This window comes from Streptomyces sp. NPDC047061 (genome assembly GCF_040643955.1).
Classification (GTDB): Bacteria; Actinomycetota; Actinomycetes; order Streptomycetales; family Streptomycetaceae; genus Streptomyces.
Window position 1 is genome coordinate 1 of the sequence record NZ_JBEYVI010000066.1, and the last position, 24,326, is coordinate 24,326.

Annotated in this window: 23 protein-coding genes; 9 read left to right on the forward strand and 14 right to left on the reverse strand. The window is 71.9% G+C overall.

The window, feature by feature from the left end:
• Positions 1 to 114: 114 nt before the first annotated feature.
• Positions 115 to 444, forward strand: a complete 330-nt coding sequence (locus tag ABZ887_RS47510) for a hypothetical protein (RefSeq protein ID WP_361305288.1) — start codon at positions 115 to 117, stop codon at positions 442 to 444.
• A gap of 151 nt (positions 445 to 595) precedes the next feature.
• Here the strand turns inward: ABZ887_RS47510 and ABZ887_RS47515 are convergent, their stop codons facing one another.
• The 3 genes from ABZ887_RS47515 to ABZ887_RS47525 form a co-directional block, all read right to left on the reverse strand.
• Entirely contained in the window at positions 596 to 1,021 is a 426-nt protein-coding gene (locus ABZ887_RS47515) for a cytochrome P450 (protein ID WP_361305354.1), read from the reverse strand.
• Positions 1,018 to 1,758: a hypothetical protein gene (locus tag ABZ887_RS47520; RefSeq protein ID WP_361305290.1), complete on the reverse strand. Its 741-nt coding sequence runs from the start codon at positions 1,756 to 1,758 to the stop codon at positions 1,018 to 1,020. The genes ABZ887_RS47515 and ABZ887_RS47520 overlap by 4 nt, the downstream gene beginning before the upstream one ends.
• Positions 1,759 to 2,202: 444 nt before the next feature.
• Positions 2,203 to 2,700: a MarR family transcriptional regulator gene (locus tag ABZ887_RS47525; protein ID WP_361305291.1), complete on the reverse strand. Its 498-nt coding sequence runs from the start codon at positions 2,698 to 2,700 to the stop codon at positions 2,203 to 2,205.
• Between the two features lie 99 nt (positions 2,701 to 2,799).
• On the opposite strand from ABZ887_RS47525, the gene ABZ887_RS47530 reads away from it, so the two are divergent.
• Both ABZ887_RS47530 and ABZ887_RS47535 read left to right on the forward strand, forming a co-directional pair.
• On the forward strand, positions 2,800 to 3,768 hold the full coding sequence (locus tag ABZ887_RS47530; protein WP_361305293.1) for a zinc-binding alcohol dehydrogenase family protein: 969 nt from the start codon (positions 2,800 to 2,802) through the stop codon (positions 3,766 to 3,768).
• Between the two features lie 216 nt (positions 3,769 to 3,984).
• Entirely contained in the window at positions 3,985 to 4,281 is a 297-nt protein-coding gene (locus tag ABZ887_RS47535) for a hypothetical protein (protein ID WP_361305295.1), read from the forward strand.
• A gap of 127 nt (positions 4,282 to 4,408) precedes the next feature.
• Here ABZ887_RS47535 and ABZ887_RS47540 read toward each other — a convergent pair whose 3' ends face one another.
• Both ABZ887_RS47540 and ABZ887_RS47545 read right to left on the reverse strand, forming a co-directional pair.
• Positions 4,409 to 5,110, reverse strand: coding sequence for a hypothetical protein (locus ABZ887_RS47540; RefSeq protein WP_361305297.1), 702 nt, complete (start codon positions 5,108 to 5,110; stop codon positions 4,409 to 4,411).
• A 700-nt stretch (positions 5,111 to 5,810) separates the two neighbouring features.
• Positions 5,811 to 6,467 carry a G1 family glutamic endopeptidase gene (locus ABZ887_RS47545; protein WP_361305299.1) on the reverse strand — a complete coding sequence of 219 codons (657 nt, stop codon included), beginning with the start codon at positions 6,465 to 6,467 and terminating at the stop codon, positions 5,811 to 5,813.
• Positions 6,468 to 7,067: 600 nt separating this feature from the next.
• Here ABZ887_RS47545 and ABZ887_RS47550 point away from each other — a divergent pair.
• From ABZ887_RS47550 to ABZ887_RS47560, 3 genes are all read left to right on the forward strand, one after another.
• Entirely contained in the window at positions 7,068 to 8,423 is a 1,356-nt protein-coding gene (locus ABZ887_RS47550; RefSeq protein ID WP_361305301.1) for a cytochrome P450, read from the forward strand.
• Positions 8,424 to 8,886: 463 nt separating this feature from the next.
• Positions 8,887 to 9,144 carry a hypothetical protein gene (locus ABZ887_RS47555; RefSeq protein ID WP_361305303.1) on the forward strand — a complete coding sequence of 86 codons (258 nt, stop codon included), beginning with the start codon at positions 8,887 to 8,889 and terminating at the stop codon, positions 9,142 to 9,144.
• Positions 9,141 to 9,512, forward strand: a complete 372-nt coding sequence (locus tag ABZ887_RS47560; RefSeq protein ID WP_361305305.1) for a fic family toxin-antitoxin system, toxin component — start codon at positions 9,141 to 9,143, stop codon at positions 9,510 to 9,512. The genes ABZ887_RS47555 and ABZ887_RS47560 overlap by 4 nt, the downstream gene beginning before the upstream one ends.
• Positions 9,513 to 9,600: 88 nt before the next feature.
• On the opposite strand, the gene ABZ887_RS47565 is transcribed toward ABZ887_RS47560, so the two are convergent.
• Complete coding sequence (locus tag ABZ887_RS47565) at positions 9,601 to 9,864, reverse strand: hypothetical protein (protein WP_361305307.1); 264 nt, start codon at positions 9,862 to 9,864, stop codon at positions 9,601 to 9,603.
• A 51-nt stretch (positions 9,865 to 9,915) separates the two neighbouring features.
• Here ABZ887_RS47565 and ABZ887_RS47570 point away from each other — a divergent pair, with 51 nt between their 5' ends.
• On the forward strand, positions 9,916 to 10,368 hold the full coding sequence (locus ABZ887_RS47570) for an excalibur calcium-binding domain-containing protein (protein WP_361305309.1): 453 nt from the start codon (positions 9,916 to 9,918) through the stop codon (positions 10,366 to 10,368).
• 73 nt (positions 10,369 to 10,441) lie between these two features.
• Here the strand turns inward: ABZ887_RS47570 and ABZ887_RS47575 are convergent, their stop codons facing one another.
• On the reverse strand, positions 10,442 to 11,776 hold the full coding sequence (locus ABZ887_RS47575) for an NAD-dependent succinate-semialdehyde dehydrogenase (RefSeq protein ID WP_361305311.1): 1,335 nt from the start codon (positions 11,774 to 11,776) through the stop codon (positions 10,442 to 10,444).
• Between the two features lie 634 nt (positions 11,777 to 12,410).
• On the opposite strand from ABZ887_RS47575, the gene ABZ887_RS47580 reads away from it, so the two are divergent.
• Positions 12,411 to 13,034: a TetR family transcriptional regulator C-terminal domain-containing protein gene (locus ABZ887_RS47580; RefSeq protein ID WP_361305313.1), complete on the forward strand. Its 624-nt coding sequence runs from the start codon at positions 12,411 to 12,413 to the stop codon at positions 13,032 to 13,034.
• A gap of 534 nt (positions 13,035 to 13,568) precedes the next feature.
• Here the strand turns inward: ABZ887_RS47580 and ABZ887_RS47585 are convergent.
• The 7 genes from ABZ887_RS47585 to ABZ887_RS47615 form a co-directional block, all read right to left on the reverse strand.
• Positions 13,569 to 14,363 (reverse strand): N-acyl homoserine lactonase family protein, encoded by a 795-nt coding sequence (locus ABZ887_RS47585; protein ID WP_361305315.1) that lies wholly within the window; start codon positions 14,361 to 14,363, stop codon positions 13,569 to 13,571.
• A 70-nt stretch (positions 14,364 to 14,433) separates the two neighbouring features.
• Positions 14,434 to 15,405, reverse strand: coding sequence for a PDR/VanB family oxidoreductase (locus ABZ887_RS47590; protein WP_361305317.1), 972 nt, complete (start codon positions 15,403 to 15,405; stop codon positions 14,434 to 14,436).
• Positions 15,395 to 16,900, reverse strand: coding sequence for a glutamine synthetase family protein (locus ABZ887_RS47595; RefSeq protein ID WP_361305319.1), 1,506 nt, complete (start codon positions 16,898 to 16,900; stop codon positions 15,395 to 15,397). The genes ABZ887_RS47590 and ABZ887_RS47595 overlap by 11 nt, the downstream gene beginning before the upstream one ends.
• Positions 16,901 to 16,905: 5 nt before the next feature.
• The gene (locus tag ABZ887_RS47600; protein WP_361305321.1) at positions 16,906 to 18,258 is read right to left on the reverse strand and encodes an aromatic ring-hydroxylating dioxygenase subunit alpha; all 1,353 of its coding nucleotides are present in this window, start codon (positions 18,256 to 18,258) and stop codon (positions 16,906 to 16,908) included.
• An 897-nt stretch (positions 18,259 to 19,155) separates the two neighbouring features.
• Entirely contained in the window at positions 19,156 to 21,114 is a 1,959-nt protein-coding gene (locus ABZ887_RS47605) for a primary-amine oxidase (RefSeq protein WP_361305323.1), read from the reverse strand.
• Complete coding sequence (locus tag ABZ887_RS47610) at positions 21,111 to 22,805, reverse strand: gamma-glutamyltransferase (RefSeq protein ID WP_361305325.1); 1,695 nt, start codon at positions 22,803 to 22,805, stop codon at positions 21,111 to 21,113. Before ABZ887_RS47610 ends, ABZ887_RS47605 begins: the two co-directional genes overlap by 4 nt.
• Positions 22,802 to 23,455, reverse strand: coding sequence for a cyclase family protein (locus tag ABZ887_RS47615; protein WP_361305327.1), 654 nt, complete (start codon positions 23,453 to 23,455; stop codon positions 22,802 to 22,804). Before ABZ887_RS47615 ends, ABZ887_RS47610 begins: the two co-directional genes overlap by 4 nt.
• 134 nt (positions 23,456 to 23,589) lie before the next feature.
• Here ABZ887_RS47615 and ABZ887_RS47620 point away from each other — a divergent pair, with 134 nt between their 5' ends.
• Positions 23,590 to 24,288 carry a GntR family transcriptional regulator gene (locus ABZ887_RS47620; RefSeq protein ID WP_361305329.1) on the forward strand — a complete coding sequence of 233 codons (699 nt, stop codon included), beginning with the start codon at positions 23,590 to 23,592 and terminating at the stop codon, positions 24,286 to 24,288.
• Positions 24,289 to 24,326 lie beyond the last annotated feature (38 nt).

The window sequence follows — 24,326 nt, forward strand, 5'->3', positions numbered from 1 at the left end:
GTCATCCACTCTCCGGCGTTCGTGTCGGTGTCCGTTCTCGGGTGCCGGCGCGTTTGTCGTGCTGTCTCGTCGTGGGGCGGGGCAGGTGGGGGGTGGGGGAGCGGAGGGGGATCGATGGATCAGGAGATGGTCGTGCGGGCGAGGGTCGAGTTGCTCGGTGCCAACCGGCGGGTGGTGCGTGGTGTGGAGGGGTTGCGGATCTACCGTCTGCTGGCGCAGGTCGAGCCGGAGGTGTACGGGTCGAAGCTGGCGTATGTTCTGGTGGAGGCCAGTGCGTCGTCGCTGGTGCGGGAGCTGCCCGGGCGGCGGTTGGCGCTGTTGGACGAGGCGGTGGCGGTGGCGTCGGCCCTGGACGCCGCGAATCCGTACCGGGCCAAGGTGCTGGCGAAGGCGTTTGCCGCCAGGCGGGAACTGCTTGAGGGGCGGCAGGCGGAGGAGATGTGAGACAGGTGCCCGTGCGCCGCAGGCGGCCTGGCTTCGGATCCTGGTCGGCTCGACCGAGATGCAGCCGGACCGCATGCGGTCGCTCCTGCTGGGGATCTTCGAACCGCGGTGGTCGCCCGTGGTGGGCGTCGAACGCCGGATGCGGTGTCGCTCAGCGCAGGTGCACGGGCAGCGCGGAAAGGCCGTTGACGATCATGGACGGTGTACGGGTGAGGCTCTCCGGCGGAGCCGCCGCCCGTAGGCCGGGGTAGCGGTCAAGAAGCGTGCGGAAGGCGATGCGTGCCTCGACGCAGGCCAGCGGGGCGCCCAGACAGTGGTGCAGACCATGCCCGAAGGCCACGTGCGTCCTGGCGTCGCGGGTGATGTCCAGATCGTCGGGCGATGCGAAGTGCTGATGGCTCCGGTTGGCGGCCATCAGCGCGAAGACCACGGCCGAGCCCTCCGGTATCGCCCTCCCGGCGATGTCGACGGGTTCGGTGGTCCAGTACGGCGGCGTGACCTGCACCGGCCCGTCGTGACGCAGGAGTTCCTCGATCGCCTGCTCCAGAAGCTCCGGGCGGGTCCGGAGAAGGTTCAGCTGGTCGGGGTGGGCTTGCCGATCAGGTTCGCCGTGGTCTCGTAGCCGGCGAGCAGCAGCAGGAAGATCATCGAGGTGATCTCGTCCTCGGTGAGCCGGTCGTCACCGTCGCGGGCCGCGATCAGGTCCGACAGCAGATCGTCCTGGGGCGCCTTCCGTTTCCGAGCGATCAACTGGCGGTTGAAGCGCAGCATTGCGGTGACGGCCTCCTCGTACTTCGGGAAGCCGTGGACGCCCGGCGAGATGGCGACGACCGTCCAGGCTGTGAAGGCCGCCCTGTCGTCTTCGGGGATGCCGAGCAGTCCGCAGATGACGTTGATGGGCAGCGGGTAGGCGAACGCCGCCATCAGATCGACGGTGTCCTGCCCCTCCACAGCGGTCAGCAGGTCGTCCGTCAGCTGCTGGATCCACGGAACGAGCTTCTCCACCCTGCGCCGGGTGAACACCGAGGTAACCAGTCGGCGCAGCCGCGCGTGAGTCGGCGGGTTGCTGTTGAGCATGGTGGTATGGATGCCGCGTGCCACGTCCTCGGGGAGTTCCCGCGCATACACGGCGTTCTCCAAGCCGCCCTTGACGATGCGGGGGTCGGACATCAGGGCCCGGGTCTCCGCGTAGCCGGTGACCAGCCAAGCCGGTGTTCCGTAGGGAGTCTCGACCGGGTGGACGGGGCCCCCGGCGGACCAGTCGGCGTACATGGCGTGGCGCTCATCGCCCACGAGCGCGGTGAACGGGTTCAAGGTGCTCCCCTTGGGTCATCGGGACGTCCGATGCCCTGCCCTGTGCAGGCCGGCCGCCCAAGGCCCCTACTCTTGCGTTCCACGTCCGAGGGGTCTTTCGTTCCGGCGCACGCTCCTTGCGCGGAAACGCAGACGCAGGCGCTCGGGCTCTGCCACGGCAGCCGCGGTTCTGGTCACGGCTGGTCCCGAAGAGCGTGTCGGCGCTGGTGGCCGGCTCGTGCGAGGCCTTGGTGGCGACGGCGCCAGGCCGTCCGGCTCAGGTGGCAGGTCGGGAAGATCGGCGATCTTGCGGGCTGGCTGGCGTGCGGTGGGCCTCGACAGTTCCATGCCGGCGGCGCAGGTGCCGAGGGCGAGCGGGTCGCTGTGCGGAAGGAGTAGTCGGTTCATGACGGCGTAGATGCGTCAGTCGCCGAGGTCCTGGTGGCACCGTCCGGCGGGCCCCGGTCAGCGGGGCGTGGTGCGCAGGTTGATGCCGCGGGCCTGGGCGTCGGCGCTCACGATCCGGGTCGCCAGCCGCGACAGCAGGGCGCGGTCGGTCTCGGGCAGCGGCGCGGCGCACTGCTCGATCCGTTCGGCGAACCTCGTGGCGACCTGCTCGACGAGCTGCCGTCCGGCGTCGGTGATCGACACCTGGTACGAGCGGCGGTCGAGGGCGCTGACGGTGCGGGTGACCAGGCCGCGGCGCTGTGCCCGGTCGACGAGACCGGTGACCGACGACTTGTCGAGGCCGAGGTGCCGGCCGAGCTGGTTCATCGTCGGCTCCCGGTCCCGCAGGATGCCGAGCAGCCGGGTCTGGGTGATCGACAGGTCGTGCTGCCCCGCGAGCTCGGACAGGGCGTCCTGTACCAGGAACGACAGTTGGGCGAGGGCGTCGACCAGGCCGAGGTCCTCGTCCGCGGGTGACGGCGCGGGCGGAGGCGGCACGTCGTGGGATGGCGTCATGCCGTGATTCTACTTGCAAAGGTTCGCGGCACATACTAATTTGATTGGTGTCGCGTACTAAAACCTTCGTCTCACGTACCAAATTCGAGGAGAGCAGCCATGGACATCCACGCCGCCGTCGTCAGCTCGTTCGACAACCCGCCCCGCTACGAACCCTTGGACCTCCCCACCCCCCTCGCCGACAACGGCCAGGAACTCGTCGACGTCCTCGCGGTGGGCCTGCACCCCCGCGTACGTACCGGCGCCTCGGGCAGCCACTACACCAGCACCGGGAAACTGCCGATGGTGCCCGGCGTCGACGGGGTCGGCCGGCGCGCCGACGGCAGGCTGGTGTACTTCGTCGCCGACGACGAACTCGTCGGCCCGATGGCCACCCGGACCGTCATCGACAGCCGCTACAGCATCCCGCTGCCCGACGGCGCCAACGCGGTGAAGATCGCCGCGGCCATGAACCCGGCCATGTCTTCCTGGGTGGCCCTGCGCCGCCGCGTCCCGATCGAGGCCGGACAGTCCGTCCTGATCCTCGGCGCCACCGGCAACGCCGGCCAGATGGCCGTCCAGGTCGCCAAGCGCCTCGGCGCCGGCCGGGTCGTCGGCGCCGGTCGCGACCAGGCCAGGCTGGCCACCCTGTCCGGGCTCGGCGCGGACGCCGCCGTCGCACTCACCGACGACGCCGACGCCACCGCCGCGGCCCTGGCCGAGGAGGCCGCCGAAGTCGACCTGGTCATCGACTACCTGTGGGGCAAGCCCACCAGTGAGGCGATCATGTCACTGCTGCGGGCCCGCTCCGACCGCAGCCGTGCCCTGAACTGGATCCAGATCGGCGCCATGGCCGGCCCCACCATCGAACTCCCCTCGGTTGCGCTGCGCTCGGCGAACCTACGGCTGCAGGGCAACGGCCAGGGCGCGGTGTCGACCAGGACCTACCTGGAGGAACTCCCGTCCCTCGTCGACGAGGTCGAGAGCGGCGGTCTCACCGTCACCGCCCGGCCCGTGCCCCTCGCCGACGTCGAAGCCGCCTGGACCGCACCCGAGGTCCCGGGCGTACGCACCGTCCTGGTGCCCTGATCCCGGCAGCGCTGCCGACTGCCTGTACCGCGAGGGCCAGGGTGCAGGAGTGCCTCCGCCACGAACGGGAAGCCGAGCAGGCTGCGCGGAAGGCCAGTGACTGGCTCGGACGCCGGCACACCTGACCCGAGCAAGCCGTCCTCCGGCGGCGCGGGCAAACCCACGGTGACGGTGGACAAACCCGCGTTGTCAGTGGCCGCTGCGAGTCTGGACAGCATGAACGGCGACGAGCAGCTGCTGAACGGCCGTGTTTACGGCGCGGACCACGACGACCCCAACCCCGGCCCGCTCCCACACCGGACCTACGTCGAACTGGTCGGTGGACCGCTGGACGGCCTGCTGCTGGACATCCACGGATGGCGCACCGAGGAAGTCAACGACGGTGTCGCCCTGTCCACCGAGCTGTCGCGATGGCCCGGCGGCCGCGCCCTGTACGATCCGCGCCCCGGCGAACCGCGTGCGCCCGGCCTGGGTGTGGTGTGCCGCTTCTACTACTCGGGTGACACGCCCTGACCGTATTTCGAAGAAGAGGAAGCACGGGCGAAGGGGGATCTTTCCGGCCGCCCATGAACGTCTCCAACATACCGCCGCCCGCGATCGAGCCGGGCGGCCGCAGCTCGTGAGCGTGCGGCCTTGCGGGTCAGTGCGGCAGCCAGACCGCGACAGCGCTGGCAACCAGGGGAGTGAGGACCACGATGCCCGCTTGAAGATCAGCGAAAGGGCCCGCTTCGGCACCCAGCAGGTGCTCGAATCTCGCGCGCTGTTCAGCGCGCTCAAGAAGTGCCGCCGGCTCATCCGTGCCGGTCAACGTGAACAGCCGCTCGGCGAGATGCAGTGCCTGACGGCGCAGCCCGACAGCGGCCGGGGTGTAGACAATGGCGACGAGCAGCGTCCCGACGCCGCCGAAGACCAGGACGTATTCAAAGGGCGTCGCATCGGCCGAGGTCAAAACGTGTGCCTTCACCAACTCGGCCTCCATGCGCACCACGGCCCCCAGTGCCAGCGTGGACAGCGCGACGAGCGCTCCCAAGCCGCCCACCAGCGCCCGCATGGTCCGACGGCGAGCCAACAGCCATTCCATCAGCTCGCCCGCGGCTACATCGCTTCGGTCGGTCTGCGTCCCCCTCCACACCGCGTAGGCAACGCACACCATCGGCGTTGCACCGGCCAGGGCCGTCCCCACCAGTAGAGGCCCGCGCCAGGCTCCCGGACGGTCATCGGCAGCAGCTGCGACCACGCCATAGAACGCCGTGCCCAGCGCCACCATGCCCACGATGACCACCGTCTCGCGTCGCGATCGGCGCTCTGCCTCAGGCAACGCGCGCCACTGCTGGACACCCAAGGTGAAGACAGTCCCTGCCCCACAGGTCAGAGCGAGGGCAATCGCCGCCCAGACCGGCCACAAGTGGGCTTGCCGGGATTGGGAGGTGATCACCAGGCCCACCCAGATCCCGAAGCCGACCCCCACCGGTGCGGCAGATGCCGTCCAGGCCGCGACCCGATCCCCCCTTGCCGACATCAAAACCCCTGTCCTTCGATCGTGGCAGGAGGCCATCGTGGCGCAGGCGCGGCGGGAGCCTCCGCCGTTTGGCAGGGCAGACCTTGCGCGCAGCTGGTCAACTCGATCGGTGGCTGTCGGCGGTCGTGCCGCGCAGCACCAGCCGGCTGCCCGCACGCCTGGCGTCCCACGGCCTGCCCACCCGGCACGGACGCGACAGCGCACGGATGGACCTCGCAGCACAGTTGCCACCCGCCGTCCTCAGCGAGGTCTTCGGCATCTCCGTCGGAGCAACCCCCGGTTGGGCCGCTGCCACAGGCGGCCCCGCGCGCAGTACACCGCCGACCTCAGCCGCCGCTCGAAGAGCGGAAAGCGGAACCGATCGCCCGGGAACAGGAGCGGCCGTCGGTCGCGGAGGCACTGTTTCTGTACGACTACGCGGCCTGCCGAACCGGGCGGCTCGGCTCGCTGCGGGTCTCGTGACGTCCGCCGGTTCTGGCCTAGCCGGCCCTGACCCAGGTGGCGCTGAAGTCGGTGCCGTTGCTCAGCGCGCTGACGGTGTCCTTGTTCTGGCCCGTGCCGGTGACCATGACGATCTGCGACGGGTGGGCGTCGGCGAGCGGGAAGCCCTTGACCAGGGCTTCGTGGACGGAGACGGTGCCGAAGTCCGCCAGCGGCTGGATGCAGCCGCTGTCACAGGGGGCAGCCCCACGATGACCTCGGCGGAACTGGGCGGGGGGCCCGAGGCCACGCCGCGCGGGTGCTCCGACCATCGCCCGGTGTAGTCCAGGATCCCCATGTCGTAGGACTTGAGGAGGGGGTTGTAGTGCGAGAAGGCGGTCACCTCGTCGCCGGGCTGGACGGGTTCGCTGAAGGTGTGCCGCTGATCCGGGTAGAACTGGTACCAGGCGTAGTACACCGGGGTGCCGTTCGAGCAGTCGGCCTCGGTGCCGATCTGCTCGATGGTGCTGCTGGTGTAGCCGTCCAGGCCGACCCAGACGCTGGAGTACTGGTTGCCGGAGGTGCAGCTGACCGCCGGTAGCACCCAGGTGGCCTGGAGCAGGTCGTGGGCGCCGGAGGCGGCGTACCCGGACCAGTCGGCGCTGCGCATGGGGGCCGCGTCGGCGGCGCTCGCCGAGATCAGCGCGGACGCGGCGGCGAGGACGAACGAGGCGAGGAAGATGCACATGCGTCTTAACAAGGAGTGCTCTTTGGGAGGGGTGGAGGGCTCGGCGACGGTCGGCTCCCTCCGCCGGGTCTGCCATCATTCCGTCCCGCCCCCGCCCGCGACCACTCTTCGTCAGGAGCCGTCCGGCTGAACGAGATAGCGCCTATGCATGCGACGCGTCTTCTGTGTAGGCGAGTAGGACGGTGCTCACCCCGTCCGTGGTCGCGAGCATGGTCGACCACGGTGGTCGTTGCGCAATCAGCCTCTGACTGACGCCTGTGGGTGTCACGCCGAGTACCCGAAGGGCCCTCGTTCGTCCTGACGCCTGGTCAGCGGGCCGACGGCACCCGGTTCGAGGCCGTCATGGAACGGATCCGGGTGCCCCGCCCGGCCACCGGCCGGTCTCGCACGACATTCGACAAGGAGCGGTACGCCAAGCGCAACACTGTCGAGCGGGCGAACGAGGAATGAGGAGCCTGAGCAGTTCGCTGGAGTGACGGCACTGATGCCCGGCGCCGCAGGTGACCAACCATCTTGCCCCACGTGGCGCAGGGCACGTTCATGACAGGATTGCGATGGGGAAGGTTCAGGGCAGTCATAAGGGCGCCCATGACTGCCGTGAAGGGATCACCCGTGACGTCCACTGCGCCTCCCCCCATACCCCGGGCCGCAGGATCGTTTCCGCTCATCGGCCACGCGCTGAAGATGCGCGACAACCTCGGCTTCATCGACTCGCTGCGCGAGACACGGGAACCACTCGTCGAGATCATCCTGCAACCCGGGACGCGCACGATCGTGGTCCAGGACCCGGCCCTGATCCACCAGATGCTCAAGGGCCTGGCACCCAGCCTCGACAAGGGCCGGCTCTACGACAAGCTGGGCCAGCTGCTGGGCGACAGCGTCGTCACCGCCACCGGCCGCGACCACGTACGCAGACGCCGCCAGCTTCAACCCGCGTTCGCCCACACCGAGATCAGCCGGTACGTCGACCTCATGCGCGCCGAGGTGACGGCCACCGTCGCCGCCTGGGAGCGCGGGCGGCCCCTCGACGTACACGAGGCGATGGTCGGGCTCAGTCTCGACATGCTGGCCAAGACGGTGTTCGCCGGCAGCCTCGATGACGCCGTCTTCCGCCGGCTGCGCAGCAACGTGTCGGTGGTGATGAGCGGCGTCGGTCTGCGCATCATGCTGCCCGACTGGGCCGAGCGCCTGCCGCTGCCCTTCAACCGCCGCTTCGACCGGGCCCGGGCCGAGGTGCGCGCCACCATCAGCACCGCCGTCGACGAATTGCAGGCCTCCGGGCACGACACCGGGGACATGCTCTCCATGCTGCTGCGCACCATCGACGAGGAGACCGGCGAGCCGCTGACCGGGCATCAGATCTGCTCCGAGATCTTCCTCCTGGCCGTGGCGGGCACCGAGACGACCGCGTCCCTGCTGGCCTGGACCCTGTACGAGCTCGCCCGCACCCCCGACATCGAGGCCCGGGTCCTGGCCGAGCTGGACGAGGTCCTCGGCGAACGGCCGGTCGTCTTCGACGACATGATGCGGCTGCCGTACCTGGACCGGGTGATCACCGAGACCCTGCGGCTGCACCACCCCGGCTGGCTGGTCACCCGCCGTACCACCGAGGAGACCCGGCTCGGCGAGTGGACGCTGCCCGCCGGCACCGAGCTGGCCTACTGCCAGCACGCCCTGCACCGCGACCCCGAGCGCTTCCCCGACCCGCACACCTTCGACCCGGACCGGTGGACCGACCCCGCTCAGGAGCCTCCGCCGGGCGCGTTCGTGCCCTTCGGGGACGGCAAGCACAAGTGCATGGGGGACCGTTTCTCCCTCACCGAAATGGTCACGGCGCTCGCGACGATGCTGCGTTCGGTACGGCTGGAACTCGCCGAGGGCCAGGTCATCCGCCAGGTCGCCCGGCTCACCGTACGGCCGCGCAACCTGCGGATGACCGTCCGCCCCCGAGCCGGGGTCGGCCTCTAGCGCGTGTCTCCTGCGGCACCACTGTCAGGGACGGTGCCGGCTTTGCCATCCCCCTCGCGCGCGATGCCCATCAGCCTTGCAGCGGCGAACACGATGAAGAGGGAGGGCGCGCCGGCCGCACCTGCCAAGCGAACCGGTCGGTCTCCTGGCCGACGGGCTGCGGCGGTTGGACTGGCAGCGGCTGGGCAACGTGCCTCATCAAGGATCGATCCTCGGAGCGGAAGGACATCGTCAGCTACTGCACGGATGCTCTTGCCGACCTGCTTCTCGGTGTGGCGGGTCTGTATGGCCCCATACCTCTCCAGCAGTGGGTTCAGCACCCCTTCCCATCGCCGCACTGCAGGACCTCCGCCGACTGCACCTCCAGCACGACGGGTGCCCGGCGCCCGGGCGCTGCCCGGTCGCTCCGTGATCCGGTCCCGAATCGCCCCGCCCGTCTGATACCACCCTGCTACCATGCGGTATGGCCTCTGACCGCAAGCAGACCCAGCTCCGCCTGTCACCCGACGTTCTCGCCAATGGCAAGGACGCCGCGAAGGCCCGCGGGCTCGATTTCAACAAGTACGTCGAGCGGCTGATCGTGGAAGACACGACCGGTGCGCGAGCCGCCGGCATGGAGGCCGCGCAGCGCCTCATCGACCAGCACGGCGGCTTCCTCGATGACCTGGAGCGTCAGTTCGACGAGTCGGCCGGCGACGTGCGCCCGGGAGCCGCGGCGTGATCGTGCACGTCGACGAGTCCTGGATCCTGGAAGTCGCCGAACGGGCCGGTCACCGCGATCCGAGCGTGGACGACTACGGCGTTCCGCTCGCAGCCGTCGCCCGGCACCGCGGCGAGTTCTTCGACCGCCCCGTCTACGACGGCCCCTACGCGCGCGCCGCCGCCCTGGTGCACACCCTGGGGCGCTGCCGGTGGCTGGAGCGCTCCAACCTCACCGTCGCCTGCGCGGTGGCCGTCATGTGCCTCGCGGCGTCGAACATCCCGGTCGACCCCACCCGTGAACAGCTCTCGGCGCTGGCCCGCGAGCTGAACAGTCCGCGCTGTACCGCCGAACAGATCGCCGTCCTCCTGCGCACCTGGAAGCCTTGACCCGCTGTCCGGGCGGTCCTGCCTTCCAGGGCGTTCAAGTCGGGGTCGGGCCGTTGCGAAGGAGTTCTCGGCGGGCGGTGACCAGAGCTCACCAGTGGGCAAGGACGACGTGTTCGTCGTCCAGTCGGCGTATGTCGGGTTCGTCGGGCCGGGGCCGGTCGACTGCGGCGGCTGCGATGGGCACGGAGTAGGCGAATTCGCCGTTCGCGGTCGCCTCGCGCAGCCGGCCGAGGATGTCGGTGAGGTCGCCGTCGGCGCCGCGGACGGCGTGGCACGGTGGCGTGATGTCCTGGCGCAGGGCGCGGTGAGCATCCGTCACGAACAGGTGACCGCTGCCGCAAAGCCACTCCACCACCCCACCTGGCGGCTAACGTCAACGTTCACACAGGAACCAGGGGGGAAAATGAGCAACCCGTACAACATGCCACAACCCGCCAGACCCATACCCAAGTGGGCCCGTAAAAGGGTCGTACTGCCCGCCCTCGCCGTGGCCTTCATCGTCGGCATCGCCGCCGGGGGGAGCGGCAACGACGACAAGAAGGCCGTCGCGGACGACAAGCCCCGGCCCACCGCGACCGCCACGGTCACGGCGACGGAAACCGCGACGGAGACCGCCGCACCCGAGCCGGCGCCCACCGTCACCGAGACGAAAACGGTCAAGGTCAGGGTGACCGTCACCGCGGACTCGGCCGGTGGGGACTCTGTGAGCTCCGACGACGACAGCGGTGGCGGCGGCAGTACTTACTACGCCAACTGCACCGCCGCCCGCGCCGCCGGCGTCACCCCCCTCTACCGGGGCGACCCCGGATACGACTCGCATCTCGACCGGGACGGCGACGGCGTCGCCTGCGAATGACAGCGCCGAGCCCGCCCGGGGGCAGACCCGCCCGGCGGCCCGGAACACGAGAAGGGCCTGCCCCCGATGCGGCTCAGGCCACCGTGCGGATCAGCTTCTTGTTGGTGAACTCCTCGATGCCGAGCCGGCCGAGTTCCCGGCCGAAGCCGGAACGCTTCACCCCGCCGAAGGGCAGCTCGGCACCCTCCGCGCCGACACCGTTCACGAAGACCATGCCGGCCTCGATTCGGTCGGCGACCCGCGCGGCCTGCTCGGGGTCGGTGGTGAAGACGTAGGAACCGAGGCCGTAGGGGGTGTCGTTGGCGATCCGTACGGCGTCGTCCTCGTCGGTGGCCGGGAAGACCATCGCGACCGGTCCGAACAGCTCCTGGCGGGCCGCCGCGTGCTCGGTGCTCAGCCCGGTGAGCACGCCCGCCGGGAAGAACGCCCCCTGCCGCTCGCCGGAGCCGTGCAGGGTGGCGCCCTCCGCCACGGCCGCGCCCACCTGCCGGGCCAAGGTCTCGGCGGCGGCCGCCGAGGAGAGCGGCGCCCCGGTGGCGGAGTCGAGCAGCTTGGCCGTGAACCGCTCCACGAACGCGTCGTACAGGTCCGCCACGACCACGAACCTCTTGGCGGCGTTGCACGCTTGGCCGGTGTTGTCGAGGCGGGCGGCCACCGCGGAGTCGACCACTGCGTCCAGGTCGTCGGTGGACAGCACCACGAACGGGTCCGAACCGCCGAGTTCCAGGACGACCTTCTTCAGGTGCCGTCCGGCGATCTCGGCGACGGCGGCCCCGGCCCGCTCCGAGCCGGTGAGCGAGACGCCCTGCACCCGGGGGTCGGCGATCACGTCGGCGATCTGCTCGTTCGTCGCGTACACGTTGACGTACGCGCCCGCCGGGAAGCCCGCCTCGGCGAACAGCCGCTCCAGCAGCGCCGCAGTACCGGGACACTGCGGCGCGTGCTTGAGGACGATGGTGTTGCCGACGGCCAGGTTGGGGGCGGCGAACCGGGCGACCTGGTAGGCCGGGAAGTTCCACGGCATGATGCCGAGCAGGACGCCCACCGGACCGCGCCGCACCACCGCGGTACCGGCACCGGAGGTGACGTCGAGGGGCTCGTCCGCGAGGAACTCCTCGGCGTGGTCGGCGTAGTAGTGGTAGATGTCGACGCAGAATCCGATCTCGCCCTCCGCCTCGGCGAGGGGCTTGCCCATCTCCCGCACGATGCTCGCGGCGAGTTCGGCGCTGCGCTCGGCGTGCAGGTCGCCCAGTCGGCGCAGCAGCGCGGCCCGTTCGGCCACGGAGCTGGTCCGGCCCCAGGCGCCGGCGGCATGGGCGGCGTCGGCGGCCGCGGCGACCTCGGCGTCGGTGGCGGTCGGGTAGGCCTCGACGACCTCGCCGGTGGTCGGGTCGGTGACGGCGTACATGGTGTCTCCAGAGAGTGAGGGACAGAGGGGAAGCCGTGGGTCGGGGTCCGGGCCGGCGGACCATGCCGCGACCTCACGTGTGTCCAGGCCCGTCCCCGGGGCGGGAACGACGGCCCGGGAGAGTTGCGACGACATCACGAGGCCTTCCTTTCCTCGGCGTGGGGCGTCGGCGCCGGGTCGGCGAGCCTGGTCCTGGGCCGGAGGAAGGGCCTGACGGGCCCGGCCGGGGCGTGGTCGGACGTCCTGGCCACGGGCAGACGCCTCCGGTGACCGCGGACCACGGCGACAGCTCCGCGCGGACCACGGCGACGTGCGACTCCCCGAGGAGGACGACGGCCATCGCCCTGCCGGCCAGGCCCACAGGGTTGGTCCCGGCGCCTTCCGGTAGCCGTACACGATGAGGTCACCGCCCTCGGTGGGGAGTCGTTCACGTGGGTCTCCTGACGGTGCCGGCCGACGCTCCGGTCAGCGACACCCTGGCCTGCGGCGGTGCCACGGTGCGGCACCGCCGCAGGCTCGACGCGCACCGGCGGCTACGGCGCCGCACCGCTGTGAGCGGCAGGTTCCGGCCGATCCTGGTTATTGGTCGGTTGACCAATTGATTATTGGTCGCCCACTCAATAGCATTCGCGGTATGACGTCAAGAGCTCCGGGCCGGCGCGTCCGCAAGGCGCCCGCCGAACGTCGCAACGAGATCGTCGCCACGGCGGCGCGGATCGGGCTCACCGAGGGCCTGGAGTGCGTCACGCTGCGCCGGGTCGCCGAGGAGCTGGGCGTCCAGCCCGGACTCGTGGGCCACTACTTTCCGGCCGCGGACGAGTTGGTCGCCGAGGCGTTCACCCACGCCGCGATGGCGGAACTCGACGACCTGCTGCAGCAGGAGCCGGACGGCCCTCTGCAGACCTTCCGGAGGTTCTTCGGCCTCACGTCGAGCACCGACTTCGACGACGTCAGCAAGCTCTGGCTCAACGCACGGCACCTGTCGCGCTACCGTCCGGTGCTGCGCGAGCACGTCGTGGAGCAGGAACTGCGGTGGTGCCGGCGCCTGGAGGAGCTCATCACCGCCGGGACGGCGGCCGGGGTCTTCGCCTGCGCGGATCCCTGGGGCGCCGCCACCCGCATCCTGGTCGCGATCGACGGCGCCAGCGCCTACGTCAACACCAGCGCAGACCGACGCAGGACGCCCACGGCGGACATGCCGCGCACCGTGGCCGAGACCGAACTGGGCCTGCGACGCGGCATGTTGCTCACCCACTGAACACTTCCGGGCCCGGCCGACCGCCCGAGCCCGGCACGCACCCCGCCTGCCGACCGCCTCCGCGCCTCGATCCCCCTGCCCCGGTTCGCTCGACTGTTCACTGCGTTCGTCATCCGGCCCATCCACCGGCCAGACGCGAAGCGGACATGAAGATCGCGATCTACGGCTGGAGTACCAGGCCATTGCGTCTGGACCAAGCCGGAGACGAGTGATGGCGGCAGGTCCCGGGTGGCATCCTGGCGCCATGCGATCCGGAACCGATGTCACCGAGAAGGGCGGGCGGCATCCGCTCAATGAATGGGATCCCCGTCGCCCGACTCGGCTATCCCAGGGCGATGCGCGCCCGTTCAGGCCGTAGGTGCCGCGCTGGTGTGGCGATGTCTCTCGGCTCGTGCATTCGATGAGGCTCGCCTCAGCCCCCTGGGCGAGGACGGCCGCGTCAAGGACCCGTGATGTCGATCACTTCGCGGCGAGGGCGGCACCTGCGTCCTCCCTGCGCTGTTCAAGGTGCTGAGCTCCTTCTGTCTCACGGCGTCATGGCGCGAGGCGGCGGATGAACTCGGGCCAGATGACCGGGTCGTGACCCGGAACCAGCTCGTACCCCTTCTCCTCCGCCAGCCGCTTGAGATGCCGGATGGGTTCCAGGGTCGCCTCCGGGGGGACGCCGATCGACGTGCCGGCGGGGCGTTCCTCGACGATGTTCTCGGTCAGGTCGGCCGCGTCGCAGGCGAACACGTACCCGCCGCCGTCGGCGAGGTCCACCACGAAACTCTGGTGGCCGGGGGTGTGCCCGGCGGTCAGGACGGCCGTGACGCCCGGTGCGATCTCCCGGTCGCCGTCGGCGAGCCGCCAGTCGATGCGGGGGTCGTCGAAGTCCACCCGGAAGATCGTCTCGCGCTCCACCCCGGGCCGTCCCGACAGCCCGAACTCCAGCTCGGCGCGCTGGACGTGCACGGGCACCCGGCCCGCGAAGTGCTTCAGCCCGCCGGCATGGTCGGCGTGCAGATGACTGACGGCGACGGCCGTGATGTCCGCCATCGAGAGCCCGACGGCGGCCACCGCCTCCGGCAGCGGCTCACCGGGACCGGGAAGTTCCGGCTGGTAGGAGGGGGACGGGTAGTAGCGCCGGCGCAGCGCGGGGTCGCGCAGCAGGGCCGTGTTGAATCCGGTGTCCAGCAGCAGCCACCCCTCCTCGGTCTCCAGCAGCACCCCCGGCACCGGCTCCCGCACCCGTTCCCCGTACGGCGCGCCGTGCACCGACACCGATCTGGGCAGGTCCTCCCAGCCGAGCAGAAGGGGCAGGACGCGTCGTACACCGCGTCGGGTCATGGTGCTCCGTCCGTCGTCGGGGAGTTCGGGTAGTTCGGGTAGCTCGGGTAGTTCGGGGAATCCGGGGGATTCAGAGGTCGAGTTCGAGGAGGGGCGTGGTGGCGCGGCTGACACAGATCATCATCGTCGTGGCGGTTGCTCGCTCCTCGGGCCCGAGCACCGAGTCACGGTGGTCGGGGGTGCCCGCCAGGACGGGCGTCTCGCAGCTGCCGCAGTAGCCCTCCTCGCAGGAGTAGGGCACGTCCGGCACCCGGTCCCGTACGACCTCCAGCACCGACCGGTCCGCCGGCACCGCGAGCCGCAGCGCCGACCGCCGCAGCACGACCTCGAACCGCCCCTGTTCCGTGTCCTGCGGTGCGTCGGCGGCCGGGCCGAACCGCTCGACGTACAGCGGGCGCGGCGGTACGGCCGTCCGGCACAGCTCGGCCACCGCGTCCAGCATCGCCGCGGGACCGCACGCGTACACGGCGTGGCCGGGCGGGGCGGCGGCGAGTTCCGCGGCGAGGTCGGGCAGGCCCGCCTCGTCCTGCAGGACCAGCCGGACCCGGTCGCCGCCGAGCGCCGTCAGCTCCTCGGCGTAGACGAGCCGGGAGCGGTCCCGGGCACCCAGGACGAGCCGCCACGGCAGATCACCGGCGGCCAGCGCCCGTGCCATCGGCAGCAGCGGGGTGACGCCGATGCCGCCGGCCAGCAGGAGGTACCCGGGGGCGGGCAGCAGCGGGAACCGGTTGACCGGCCCGTCGACCGTCAGCTCCCGGCCGACCAGTGCCGTTCCGTGCAGCTCCAGGGAGCCGCCCCGGCTGTCCGGCGCGCGATGCACGGCGATCGTCCAGACGGCACGCTCCCGCGGATCCCCGCACAGCGAGTAGGAGCGGCGCAGTCCCGAGGGCAGGGTCAGTTCCACATGGGCGCCGGGCTCCCACGGGGGCAGCGGCAGCCCGTCCCGCCGGGTCAGCCGCAGCTCGACGACGCCCTCGGCGATCCAGCGGACCTGGCGGACCAGAAGGCGCATGTTGTCCGGTGCGCGCAGATCAGAAGACACGGAAGTACTCCCGTTGTTCCCAGTCGGTGACCTCCTGGTCGAAGCGGGCGATCTCGGCCCGCTTGACGCTCGTGTAGTAGGCCACGAAGTCCTTGCCCAGCCGTTCGGTCAGCTCCCGGTCGGCCTCCAGCGCGTCGAGCGCCTCGCCGAGCGAGCGGGGCAGCGGCTCCGCCCGGGTCGCGTACGGCTCGTCGGCCGCCGGGCCCGGGTCCAGACCGCGTGCCACTCCGTCCAGACCGGCCGCGAGCTGGGAGGCGAGATAGAGATAGGGGTTGGCGGCCGGTTCCCCGATGCGGTTCTCCAGCCGGGCGGACGACGGACCGTCACCCAGCACCCGCACCATGGCGCCCCGGTTGTCCCGCCCCCACACCGCGCGGTCGGGCGCCAGCGACAGCGACCGGAACCGCTTGAACCCGTTCAGGGTCGGCGTCGACAGCGCGCTGGTGGCCCGGGCGTGGCGCAGCAGCCCGCCCAGGAAGGCGTTGCCGTACGGCGACAGCCCCGGCCCGCCGACGACCGGACCGGCACCGGGACCAGGACCGGCTCCGGGACCAGGACCAGGACCGACATTGGCATCGGTCTCGGCCCGCGCATCGGGCTCGGGGGCGAACACGCCCACGTCGCCGCGGACCATGCTCTGGTGCAGGTGCCAGCCGCTGGAGAACACTCCGGGCAGATGGGGCCGGCACATGAAGGTCGCGTGGTGGCCGTGGCGCGCGGCGACCTGCTTGACGGCGCTGCGCAGCAGCACCATCGCGTCCGCCGTGCCCAGTCCGTCGGCGGGCCGCAGGGTCAATTCGACCTGGCTCGGCCCGAACTCGACCTCCAGGGTGCGCAGCGGCAGCCCCAGCTCTTCGAGCGTGCCGCGCAACACGTCGAGCATCGGGTCGAGTTCGTCGTAGCGCAGCTCGCTGAGGTACTGGTAGCCGTGGTTGAGCATGCCGACCTCGGGCGCCGCGCCCGGCTGGCCCAGGTCGGCCGCGCCCAGTCTGGGATCGTCCAGCCGGAACAGGTGGAACTCCACCTCCAGGCCCGTGCGGTAGGTGAGTCCGTCCGCCTGCGCCAGCACCGAGCGCAGCAGCCCGCGCGTGCACAGCGGGACCGGGGCGCCGGAGGTGAACCGCAGGTCGCACAGCAGCCAGCCGGTGCCGGGCGACCACGGCAGCATCCGGAAGGTGAGCGGGTCGGGCACCATCATCATGTCGGCCGCGCCGCGCAGTTCGGGCAGCCCGAGCGGGGTCTCCCGGGTGAACAGCGGGAACACGGTACGGCCCGAGGTGTCCTTGGCCAGCAGGGACGAGGCGATGCCGGTGCCCTCGCGCAGCACGGCGGGCACCTCGGAGGCGGTGACGGTCTTGCCGCGCAGCAGCCCGTGCTGGTCGGCGAAGACCAACCGCACCACCTTCAGCCCGCCGCGCTCGGCACGGTCGCGGATCTCCTCGGCGGCGGCCGCCTGCCCGGCCGTCCACCCCGCGTGACGTTCGACGAAGTCCACCGCGGTCAGCCGTCCGTTCCGGCCGCCTGCGCCCAGCCGCTCTCGGCCCGCTGTTTCGCGGTCACGGCGGCCCAGTGCTCGGCCCAGCCCTCGGTGGGGCCGATGCCGTCGAGGGTGACCGGACCGCGCAGTTCGGCCGCGCGATCCGCGGGCAGCACCAGCGGCGGGTCCTCGCCCCGCTCGACGGCGGATATCGCCTCGCCCAGCATGCGCCGGTACATCACGATCGCCTTGTCGGAGCGGCCCAGGTGCTCGCGGGTGCGGTCCTGGATCGCGCCCTGCCCCTCCACCGCCCACTGGTCGTGCACGTTGATGTCGGTGCCGAGCCCGGTGTATGTCGTGGCCAGCTGCTCGGCGGGGTCGTAGCCGTACCCGTTGGAACGGCCGTAGCGCGGGCGGTAGTCGGGCAGGGTGACCGCGTCGACCCGCTGCCGGCGCATCTCCGCCCGGTCGACGGGGCCGCCGACGCTGGTGAACTGGGCGTACCAGTAGCAGGAGGTGTCGTCGATCGGCACATGCCACTGGGTGATCGCGGTCTCGGCGTCCAGCGGGATGTGGAAGCCGTGCGGGAACACCTGGTGGGTGACCCGGACATGGGTGCGGCTGCCGTCCATCGGGCGGCCCTCGGTGTCGGTGCCGTCCAGCGTGCGCAGCGCCGTGATCCGGATGCCGTACGGAGTGCGGACGGCGTCGATGTCGGGGCGGCCGTACTCCCGCAGGATCTTCGTCATCGGCAGGTCGGTGCCCCGGGAGGCGGCCCGGAACTGCTTGCCGTAGCTCTCCGAGGGGTCCTCGTCCTGGAAGAAGCGGTGCAGGTACGAGGCGTGCGCGGGGTCGATGCCGACCTCCAGGGCCTGGAGCCAGTTGCATTCCAGCAGGCCCTTCCAGGCGAAGGTGTGCCCGGCGGGGGCCTCGAAACAGTCCAGCGCGGGCAGTTCGGGCGGCTCGCCGGGGCCGAGGTAGCCCCAGACCACGCCGTTGACCTCGCGCACCGGGTAGCTGCCCAGCCGGACCCGGGCGGCGAGGTTGCCACCGGGCGGTTCGGCCGGGGTGTCCAGACAGGCGCCGTCCCGGCCGAAGAGCCAGCCGTGGAAGCAGCAGCGCAGCCCGCCGTCCTCCAGCCGGCCCAGCGCCAGATCGGCCCCCCGGTGCGGGCAGCCCCGGTCGACCAGACCGAGCTCACCGTCCCCGTCCCGGAACAGGACGAGGTCCTGCCCCAGCACCTTCGGGGCCACCAGGGGCCGTACGCCGTCGAGTTCCTCGCTCAGGGCGACGGGCTGCCAGTAGCGGCGCAGCCAGGCCCCGGCGGGCGTGCCCGGGCCCGTCCTGGTGAGCCGTACGTTCTCTTCCTCGCGCATCTGACGCCTTTCTGTCCCGGTCACGGAGACCGTAGCGATGGAAGGATCCAGGGAGCCAATAATTGGATCCAATATTTACGTGGGCGTAACAGCCCTCCCGGCGACGGGCATCGAGCACGCACACCGCCACCATGGCCGCGTCGGCGGACGCCATCAGCAGGCCCGCCGCGCCCCGCCCGTCTGCCGCCATCAGCCCGGCCAGCGGCAGCACGGCCAGGTCCGCGGTGAGGAACGGGCCGCGCGGGGCCACCGGGTGACGGCAGAGCAGCACGCCCGCCGTCACCCAGGAGAACGACCGCGCGAGTTCGGCCCCCGGCCCGTCGAGCCCGTGCAGCGGCGGCAGGTGCCAGGCGTACGCCGACACCGTCCAGACCACCGCCCCCAGCCGGGCCCCGCCGCGCTCCCCGGCGGACGGCGGCCCGGTCGCGGCGACGGCGCGCGCCAGCAGGGCCGGTCCCAGCACCGCCAGCGACTCGAAGCGGACCATGGCCCACAGATGCGCGTCCGTCCCGCCCGGCGTCCGCACCAGCAGCAACGGGACGGCGAGCACGGCCGCGGCCGCCGCGGCGGTGAGCACACACCGCCCCGTCAGCCGCCGCGCCCCGGGCACCAGCACGACCCGGAGGGCGGGCCACGACATGGCCCACGTGACCGCGAGCACCGCACCCGCGAGGCCGACGGCGACCGTCGGATCCGCCGAGCCGTACCCGGTGCCCGCCGCCGCGTGCCCCGTGTGCCCCGTGTGCCTCGCGTGCCCGCCGCTGACCGAGGAGGCACCGGCGGTGAACAGGGCCAAACCCGTCACGACCAGCACCACGAGCGCGGCGAGCGGTCGGCGCACCGGAGCCGTGCGTGCGGTGTGGCCGTGTTGTGCCGTGGATGTGGCTTCTACGCTGGTCATCCGGAGCAGCAATGCCCGCCGCCCGGGGCCGCCGCGGTGGCCGGCGGATGGCAGGAGACCGGTGCCGGGACGTCCAGCGCGGGGTTGCGGTCGAAGAAGCCGTCCGGCTCCAGCCGCAGCCTGGCCCGGGCCACCGGCATCACCGGCCATTCCTCGGGACGCGGGAAGTGGTGCGAGCCGACCGTCGCCCACAGCACCAGCTCCGTGCCGTCCAGCGAACGGTCCTCCTCCTGCCAGCGGTGCACCCCGTCCGCGCCGGGCTCGGCCTGGTTGGGGTACTCGCCCGCCACGAACCGCCGAGCCGGGTCGTACTCCGTCGCCCACAGCTGCTTCGCCACGAACGGCGCGCGCCGCGCGCACACGCTGTCCGGACGCACCGGCAGCACCGCCGTGTTCTCCACGTGCACCCGGTACGCGGTCGGCTCACCCATCCGGTTGCGCGCCTCGGTGCTCTCCACCCGCCAGTGCAGGGCCCGCGAGGGGTCCGTGGACCGCCCGCCCTCCGCCTCGCTGAGCACCGGCCGCAGCACGGTCCGCGCCGCGTTGCCGTACGGGTCGAGCGCCGGGTCGCTCTCGTGCTCGGCGGTCACCTCGACCAGCCGGTTGGCCGTCCCGTCCACCGCCATGTCCAGTCGTACGGCGAAGAAGTGCTGGTGGTTGGTGACCGCCACGTTCGGGGCCACCCGCCGGGCGTACGGCGTCTCCTCGTCCGCCGTGACACCGGTCGCGGACAGGATGCCGGTCATCTTGATCTCCAGCATGACCGAGCCGTCCTGGTACAGGGACCAGTAGAAGCCGTAGTCGTAGTTGGCGACCGTCGCGAACGCCGAGATGATCAGCCGGCGCGAGCGGCGCACCTCCGTGTGGCCGGTGCGCCCGTCGTGGTGCTTCCAGAGGATCCCGTCGTCCTCCTCGTGCATGCAGACCGCGTTGGGGATGACCCGGGGCACGCCGTCGCCGCCGAGGACCGCCGCGTCGAAGTAGTGGATGACGCCCAGGCAGTCGCAGCCCAGGGCGAGGGAGTTGGTGAGCGGCCCGGCGCCGTACTCGCCCCAGTCGAAGAAGTTCTTGCGGTACTGGGTGGAGGCGGTGTCGAAGTACGGCACGTACATCTCGTTGACCGAGGCCCGGCGGATCACCTCGCGCGGCCCCCGACCGCCCGCGTCGAAACTCAGGTCGTGCAGGACAAGACCCTCACGGTGGCTGAAGCCGACCCGTACCGACCAGCCCTGCCAGTCCACCCGCTGCCCGGTCACGGTGAAGCTCGGCCCCTCGGGCTGGACCACCTCCAGGGGCCGCAAGCCCGCCCGCGCGGGCACGGTCCCGGCGGCGAACACCCCGGACTCCTCCGACAGGGGCACCACCCCGTGGTCCTCGATGTGCAGCACCTCCATCGACTCCATGTCGATGATCGGCACCACTCCCTGCACGGGCCGCGCGTAGCCGTTGTCGTCCTCCGACTCGCGGTGCCACACACTGCCCCAGGTCAGCCGACGGCCAGGGTGCTCGGGCGGTTCGAAGCCGCCGATCGACTCCGGGTCGACCATCACCAGCGACACGTCGTGGATGCCGCGCAGCGCGAGCGCCTCCCGGAACCGCGGGTCCGCCCGGCATGCGGCGGCGGCCTGCCGGGCCTCCTCCGAGGAACAGCCGGGACTGCGCACGTCCAGCTCGCGCCAGGCCGTCGCACGCGGCTCCGCACCGAGTTCCAGGTCGACTTCGTACCCGAGGCGCGCGGAGGGGCAGATCACCACCGCGCGGGCCCGCCGGGCGTCGCCGGGGCGGGCAGTGCGCGCGTGGTGCTCGTCCAGGGTGACGCCCCAGAACCGGACGTCCTCGGTGACCCGGACGTCGTCCTTCAACACCTTGACGGCGACGGCCAGTTCGGCGGCGGACAGCGGATCCAGCGGGTGGGGTGCGGCGGCCGACTCGGGGCGGGGTGCGAGGGTGCTCATACGGGGGTTCCTTCCGGGGCGTCGCCGGTGGTGCGGGTGGTGCGGGTAGTACGGGCGGTGCGAGGCGCGGCGGGGGTGCCGGCTGCCAGGTGGGCCGTGCCGCCGTCGGCGCGGGGATCGGAGGCGGCGTCCAGGCGGCCGTCGTGGGTGAGCCGGACCACCTGGACGTGTCCGGCCAGATCACTCGGACCCGGTGCGGTCACCACGGGAAGTCCGGGTGACACGGCGGGCGTCGACTCCGCCACCGAGCCGGGCTCGGCGAGCAGGGTCTGCTCCTCGAAGCCGATGTCCCGGGCGCCGATCACCCAGCGCGGGGCCGCCAGTACGGCGTCCGGGTCGGCGTCCGGGTCGGCCAGCGCGGGCAGGGTCTGGGCGAGGATCTGCGGCTGGGCCCGGCCGCCCTGGCAGCCGGCCGCCAGCAGCAGCGCGCGGGAGCGGCCGATCACCGGACACAGCGTGTGCGGCGGGCGCGCGCCCGGGCGCAGCACGCCAGGATGCCCGGGCAGCAGACTGAACGCCGAACCCCGGTTGTGCAGCACGATCCCGGTGCCCGGGTCGCACAGTCCCGAGCCGAAGGTCTGGTAGACGCTCTGGATCAGCGAGACCGCCAGCCCGGAGGTGTCCACGGCCGTCACCGCGACCGTGTCACCGGCCGGCCGGAACGACGGCCGGGGCGGGAGCGCGCCGGCCAGCGGCGCCGGGTCGAGCAGCCCGTCCAGGTCGAGCCGCTGCCCGCGCGGGTCACCGAGCAGCCGGTCCCGGGCAGCGGAGGCGTCCTGGCAACGGGCGGCCAGCACCCGGGTGCGCTCGACCGCGGAGCGGCCCGCGGCACCGGCCACCGCGGACAGCAGGGCGGGCAGCACGGCACCCTGACTGGGCGGGGGCGCGGCCCACCAGCGCACACCCACCGCCCCGGCTCCCGCGAGTTCCACTTCCACTTCCACGTCCACCTCCACTTCCACCGGATCGGCGAACTCGGCCTGGTGCGCGGCCAGGTCGGCCGCGGTGAGCGGGCTGCCGAGGTCGTGCAGGCCGGCGGCGAGGGTCTCGGCGATCGCGCCCCTGTAGAACGACGAGGGATCGGCGGCGAGTTCGTCGAGGACTTGCGCCAACCGGGGCTGGGGCAGCGGGTCGCCCTCCGTCACCGGGCGGCCGTCCGGACCGGTCAGCAGCGTGCACAGGCCCGGGTCGGCCTTGACGCGCGCCTCGTTGTCCCGCACCGCGCGTGCCAGTCCGGCCGAGACCGTAGCCCCCTCCGCGGCGAGCGCGGCCGCGTCCCGCAGCGCGGTGGCGAGCGCCCCTGGCGTGCCGTACGCCTCGCCGAGCGCCGCCCAGCCCGCCACCACGCCCGGCACGGTGACGGTCTGCGGACCCTGGGCCGGCATCCGGGAGTCCGCCGCATGCAGTGCCTTGACATCGGTGCCCGCCGCGGCCGCCCCGACGGACAGCACCGCGCGCACCCTGCCGTCCGGGGCGTGGACCAGGGCGATCAGATCGCCGCCGAGAGAACACTGGTGCGGGTACACGACGGTCAGCGCGGCCGCGGCGGCCAGCGCCGCGTCCATCGCGTTGCCGCCGCGCCCGGCCGCCCGCCGGGCCGCGGTGAGCGCCGCGGGGTGCGGGGCGGCCAGGGCCAGTGCGCCGGCCAGGGCCAGTGCGCCGGCCGGGGGCAGTGCGCCGGCCGGGGTCACGCGGCGTCCCGGGGGAGCAGCAGAGTGCGCGAGGGAGCCGCCTCGGCGCCCTGGAGGGGTATCGGCAGCGACAGCATGTCGTAGACCCCGGCCGGGGTGTGCAGCAGGTCGACCACTTCCAGGATCAACACGTCCGCGCCGCACAGCAGTTGGTGGGTCTCCCAGTGCGTGGTGTAGGCGACCGCCTCGATGCTGAGGTAGTCGATGCCCGCCGTGCGCACCCCCGCCTCGATCAGCCGTTCGGCGCCGTCCGGGGCCAGGCCGACCCACTGCCGGGCCTTCCACGGGCTGCGCAGCACACCCGCCGAGTTGCTGGTGCGCAGCAGCACCCGCTCCTCCGTGCCGAGCCCCGCCGCGTCGAGGTCGGCCGCGGTGATCTGCTCCTTGACATGGGTCAGGTCCAGCACCCGGGCTGTACCGTTGAGGGCCGACAGGTCCAGCCGGTCCACGGTCTTCCCGCCGTCGACGAAGTGGGCCGGGGCGTCGATGTGCGTCCCGGTGTGGGCCCCGATGCGCCAGCGGCTGACGTTGGACGGGTCGCCCGCCGTACGCGACTCGACGACCTCCACCTCGGGCCGCCGGCCCCAGTGCAGCATGCCGGGGTGGATCGGCACCGAGACATCGATGGCCTTGGTCACATCGAGATGCATGACACGCTCCTATTGGATGCGGATAGTCTGTAAATGGATCCAATGTCGATGAACAGTGGACGGCGGCGGCGTGACAGACTGCTCCACCACCGCGCGGCTCCCGTCAGCCCCCGAGAAGGGTGAGACCCACTCCGATGACGCCCCAGACCGACGAAGGCGCCCTCGTCGACGACATCGCTGCCCGTATCCGCGCGCGGATCATGGACGGGGAGCTCCCGATCGGGAAACCGCTGCGCCAGGCGGCTCTGGCCGCCGAGTTCGGGGTCAGCCGCACTCCGGTGCGCGAGGCGCTGCGCCAGCTGCAGAACGGCGGGCTGATCGAGATGCAGCCGCACCGCGGTGCGGTGGTGCGGGTGCCGGCGCCCTGGGAGGTGCGTCAGGCCTACGAGGTGCGTGCCGAGCTGGAGGCCCTGGCCGCCCGGCGCGCGGCCGCCCGGATCACCGACAGCCAGCTCGCCGAGCTGCGTCGCCACAACGACGTGCTGCGTGCGGCGGCGGAGGGCACCGGTACGTCCGGCGTGGGCGCCCCGGACACCACTCGGGCCAACGACTGCTTCCACACCGTCGTCTGTCAGGCGGCGGACAACCCCTGGCTGAGCCGGATGATCGACCGGATCAACGAGAGCTTCCCGCGCAACGTGTCCTCGCTGGCCCTGACCGGCGACGAACGCCACCGTCAGCTGAACGTCCGTCAGCACGACGCCGTCGTGGCCGCGTTGACCGACCGGGACGAGGACCGGGCCCAGGAGGCGATGCGCGAGCACGTCATCAGCGCCGGCGAACACCTGACCGCCTGGTACGAGCGCCGTTCCCAGACCGTGTTCCACGGCTGACCCGCTCCCGTCCCTGTCCTGGGTCCGGGCCGCCCCGG

Bases quoted from the DNA above. Each gene is read 5' to 3' on its own strand.
- ABZ887_RS47510 (WP_361305288.1), top strand. From the start codon at position 115: ATGGATCAGGAGATGGTCGTGCGGGCGAGGGTCGAGTTGCTCGGTGCC.
- ABZ887_RS47525 (WP_361305291.1), bottom strand. From the start codon at position 2,700: ATGACGCCATCCCACGACGTGCCGCCTCCGCCCGCGCCGTCACCCGCG.
- ABZ887_RS47530 (WP_361305293.1), top strand. From the start codon at position 2,800: ATGGACATCCACGCCGCCGTCGTCAGCTCGTTCGACAACCCGCCCCGC.
- ABZ887_RS47535 (WP_361305295.1), top strand. From the start codon at position 3,985: ATGAACGGCGACGAGCAGCTGCTGAACGGCCGTGTTTACGGCGCGGAC.
- ABZ887_RS47555 (WP_361305303.1), top strand. From the start codon at position 8,887: ATGGCCTCTGACCGCAAGCAGACCCAGCTCCGCCTGTCACCCGACGTT.
- ABZ887_RS47570 (WP_361305309.1), top strand. From the start codon at position 9,916: ATGAGCAACCCGTACAACATGCCACAACCCGCCAGACCCATACCCAAG.
- ABZ887_RS47575 (WP_361305311.1), bottom strand. From the start codon at position 11,776: ATGTACGCCGTCACCGACCCGACCACCGGCGAGGTCGTCGAGGCCTAC.
- ABZ887_RS47580 (WP_361305313.1), top strand. From the start codon at position 12,411: ATGACGTCAAGAGCTCCGGGCCGGCGCGTCCGCAAGGCGCCCGCCGAA.
- ABZ887_RS47585 (WP_361305315.1), bottom strand. From the start codon at position 14,363: ATGACCCGACGCGGTGTACGACGCGTCCTGCCCCTTCTGCTCGGCTGG.
- ABZ887_RS47600 (WP_361305321.1), bottom strand. From the start codon at position 18,258: ATGCGCGAGGAAGAGAACGTACGGCTCACCAGGACGGGCCCGGGCACG.
- ABZ887_RS47605 (WP_361305323.1), bottom strand. From the start codon at position 21,114: ATGAGCACCCTCGCACCCCGCCCCGAGTCGGCCGCCGCACCCCACCCG.
- ABZ887_RS47615 (WP_361305327.1), bottom strand. From the start codon at position 23,455: ATGCATCTCGATGTGACCAAGGCCATCGATGTCTCGGTGCCGATCCAC.
- ABZ887_RS47620 (WP_361305329.1), top strand. From the start codon at position 23,590: ATGACGCCCCAGACCGACGAAGGCGCCCTCGTCGACGACATCGCTGCC.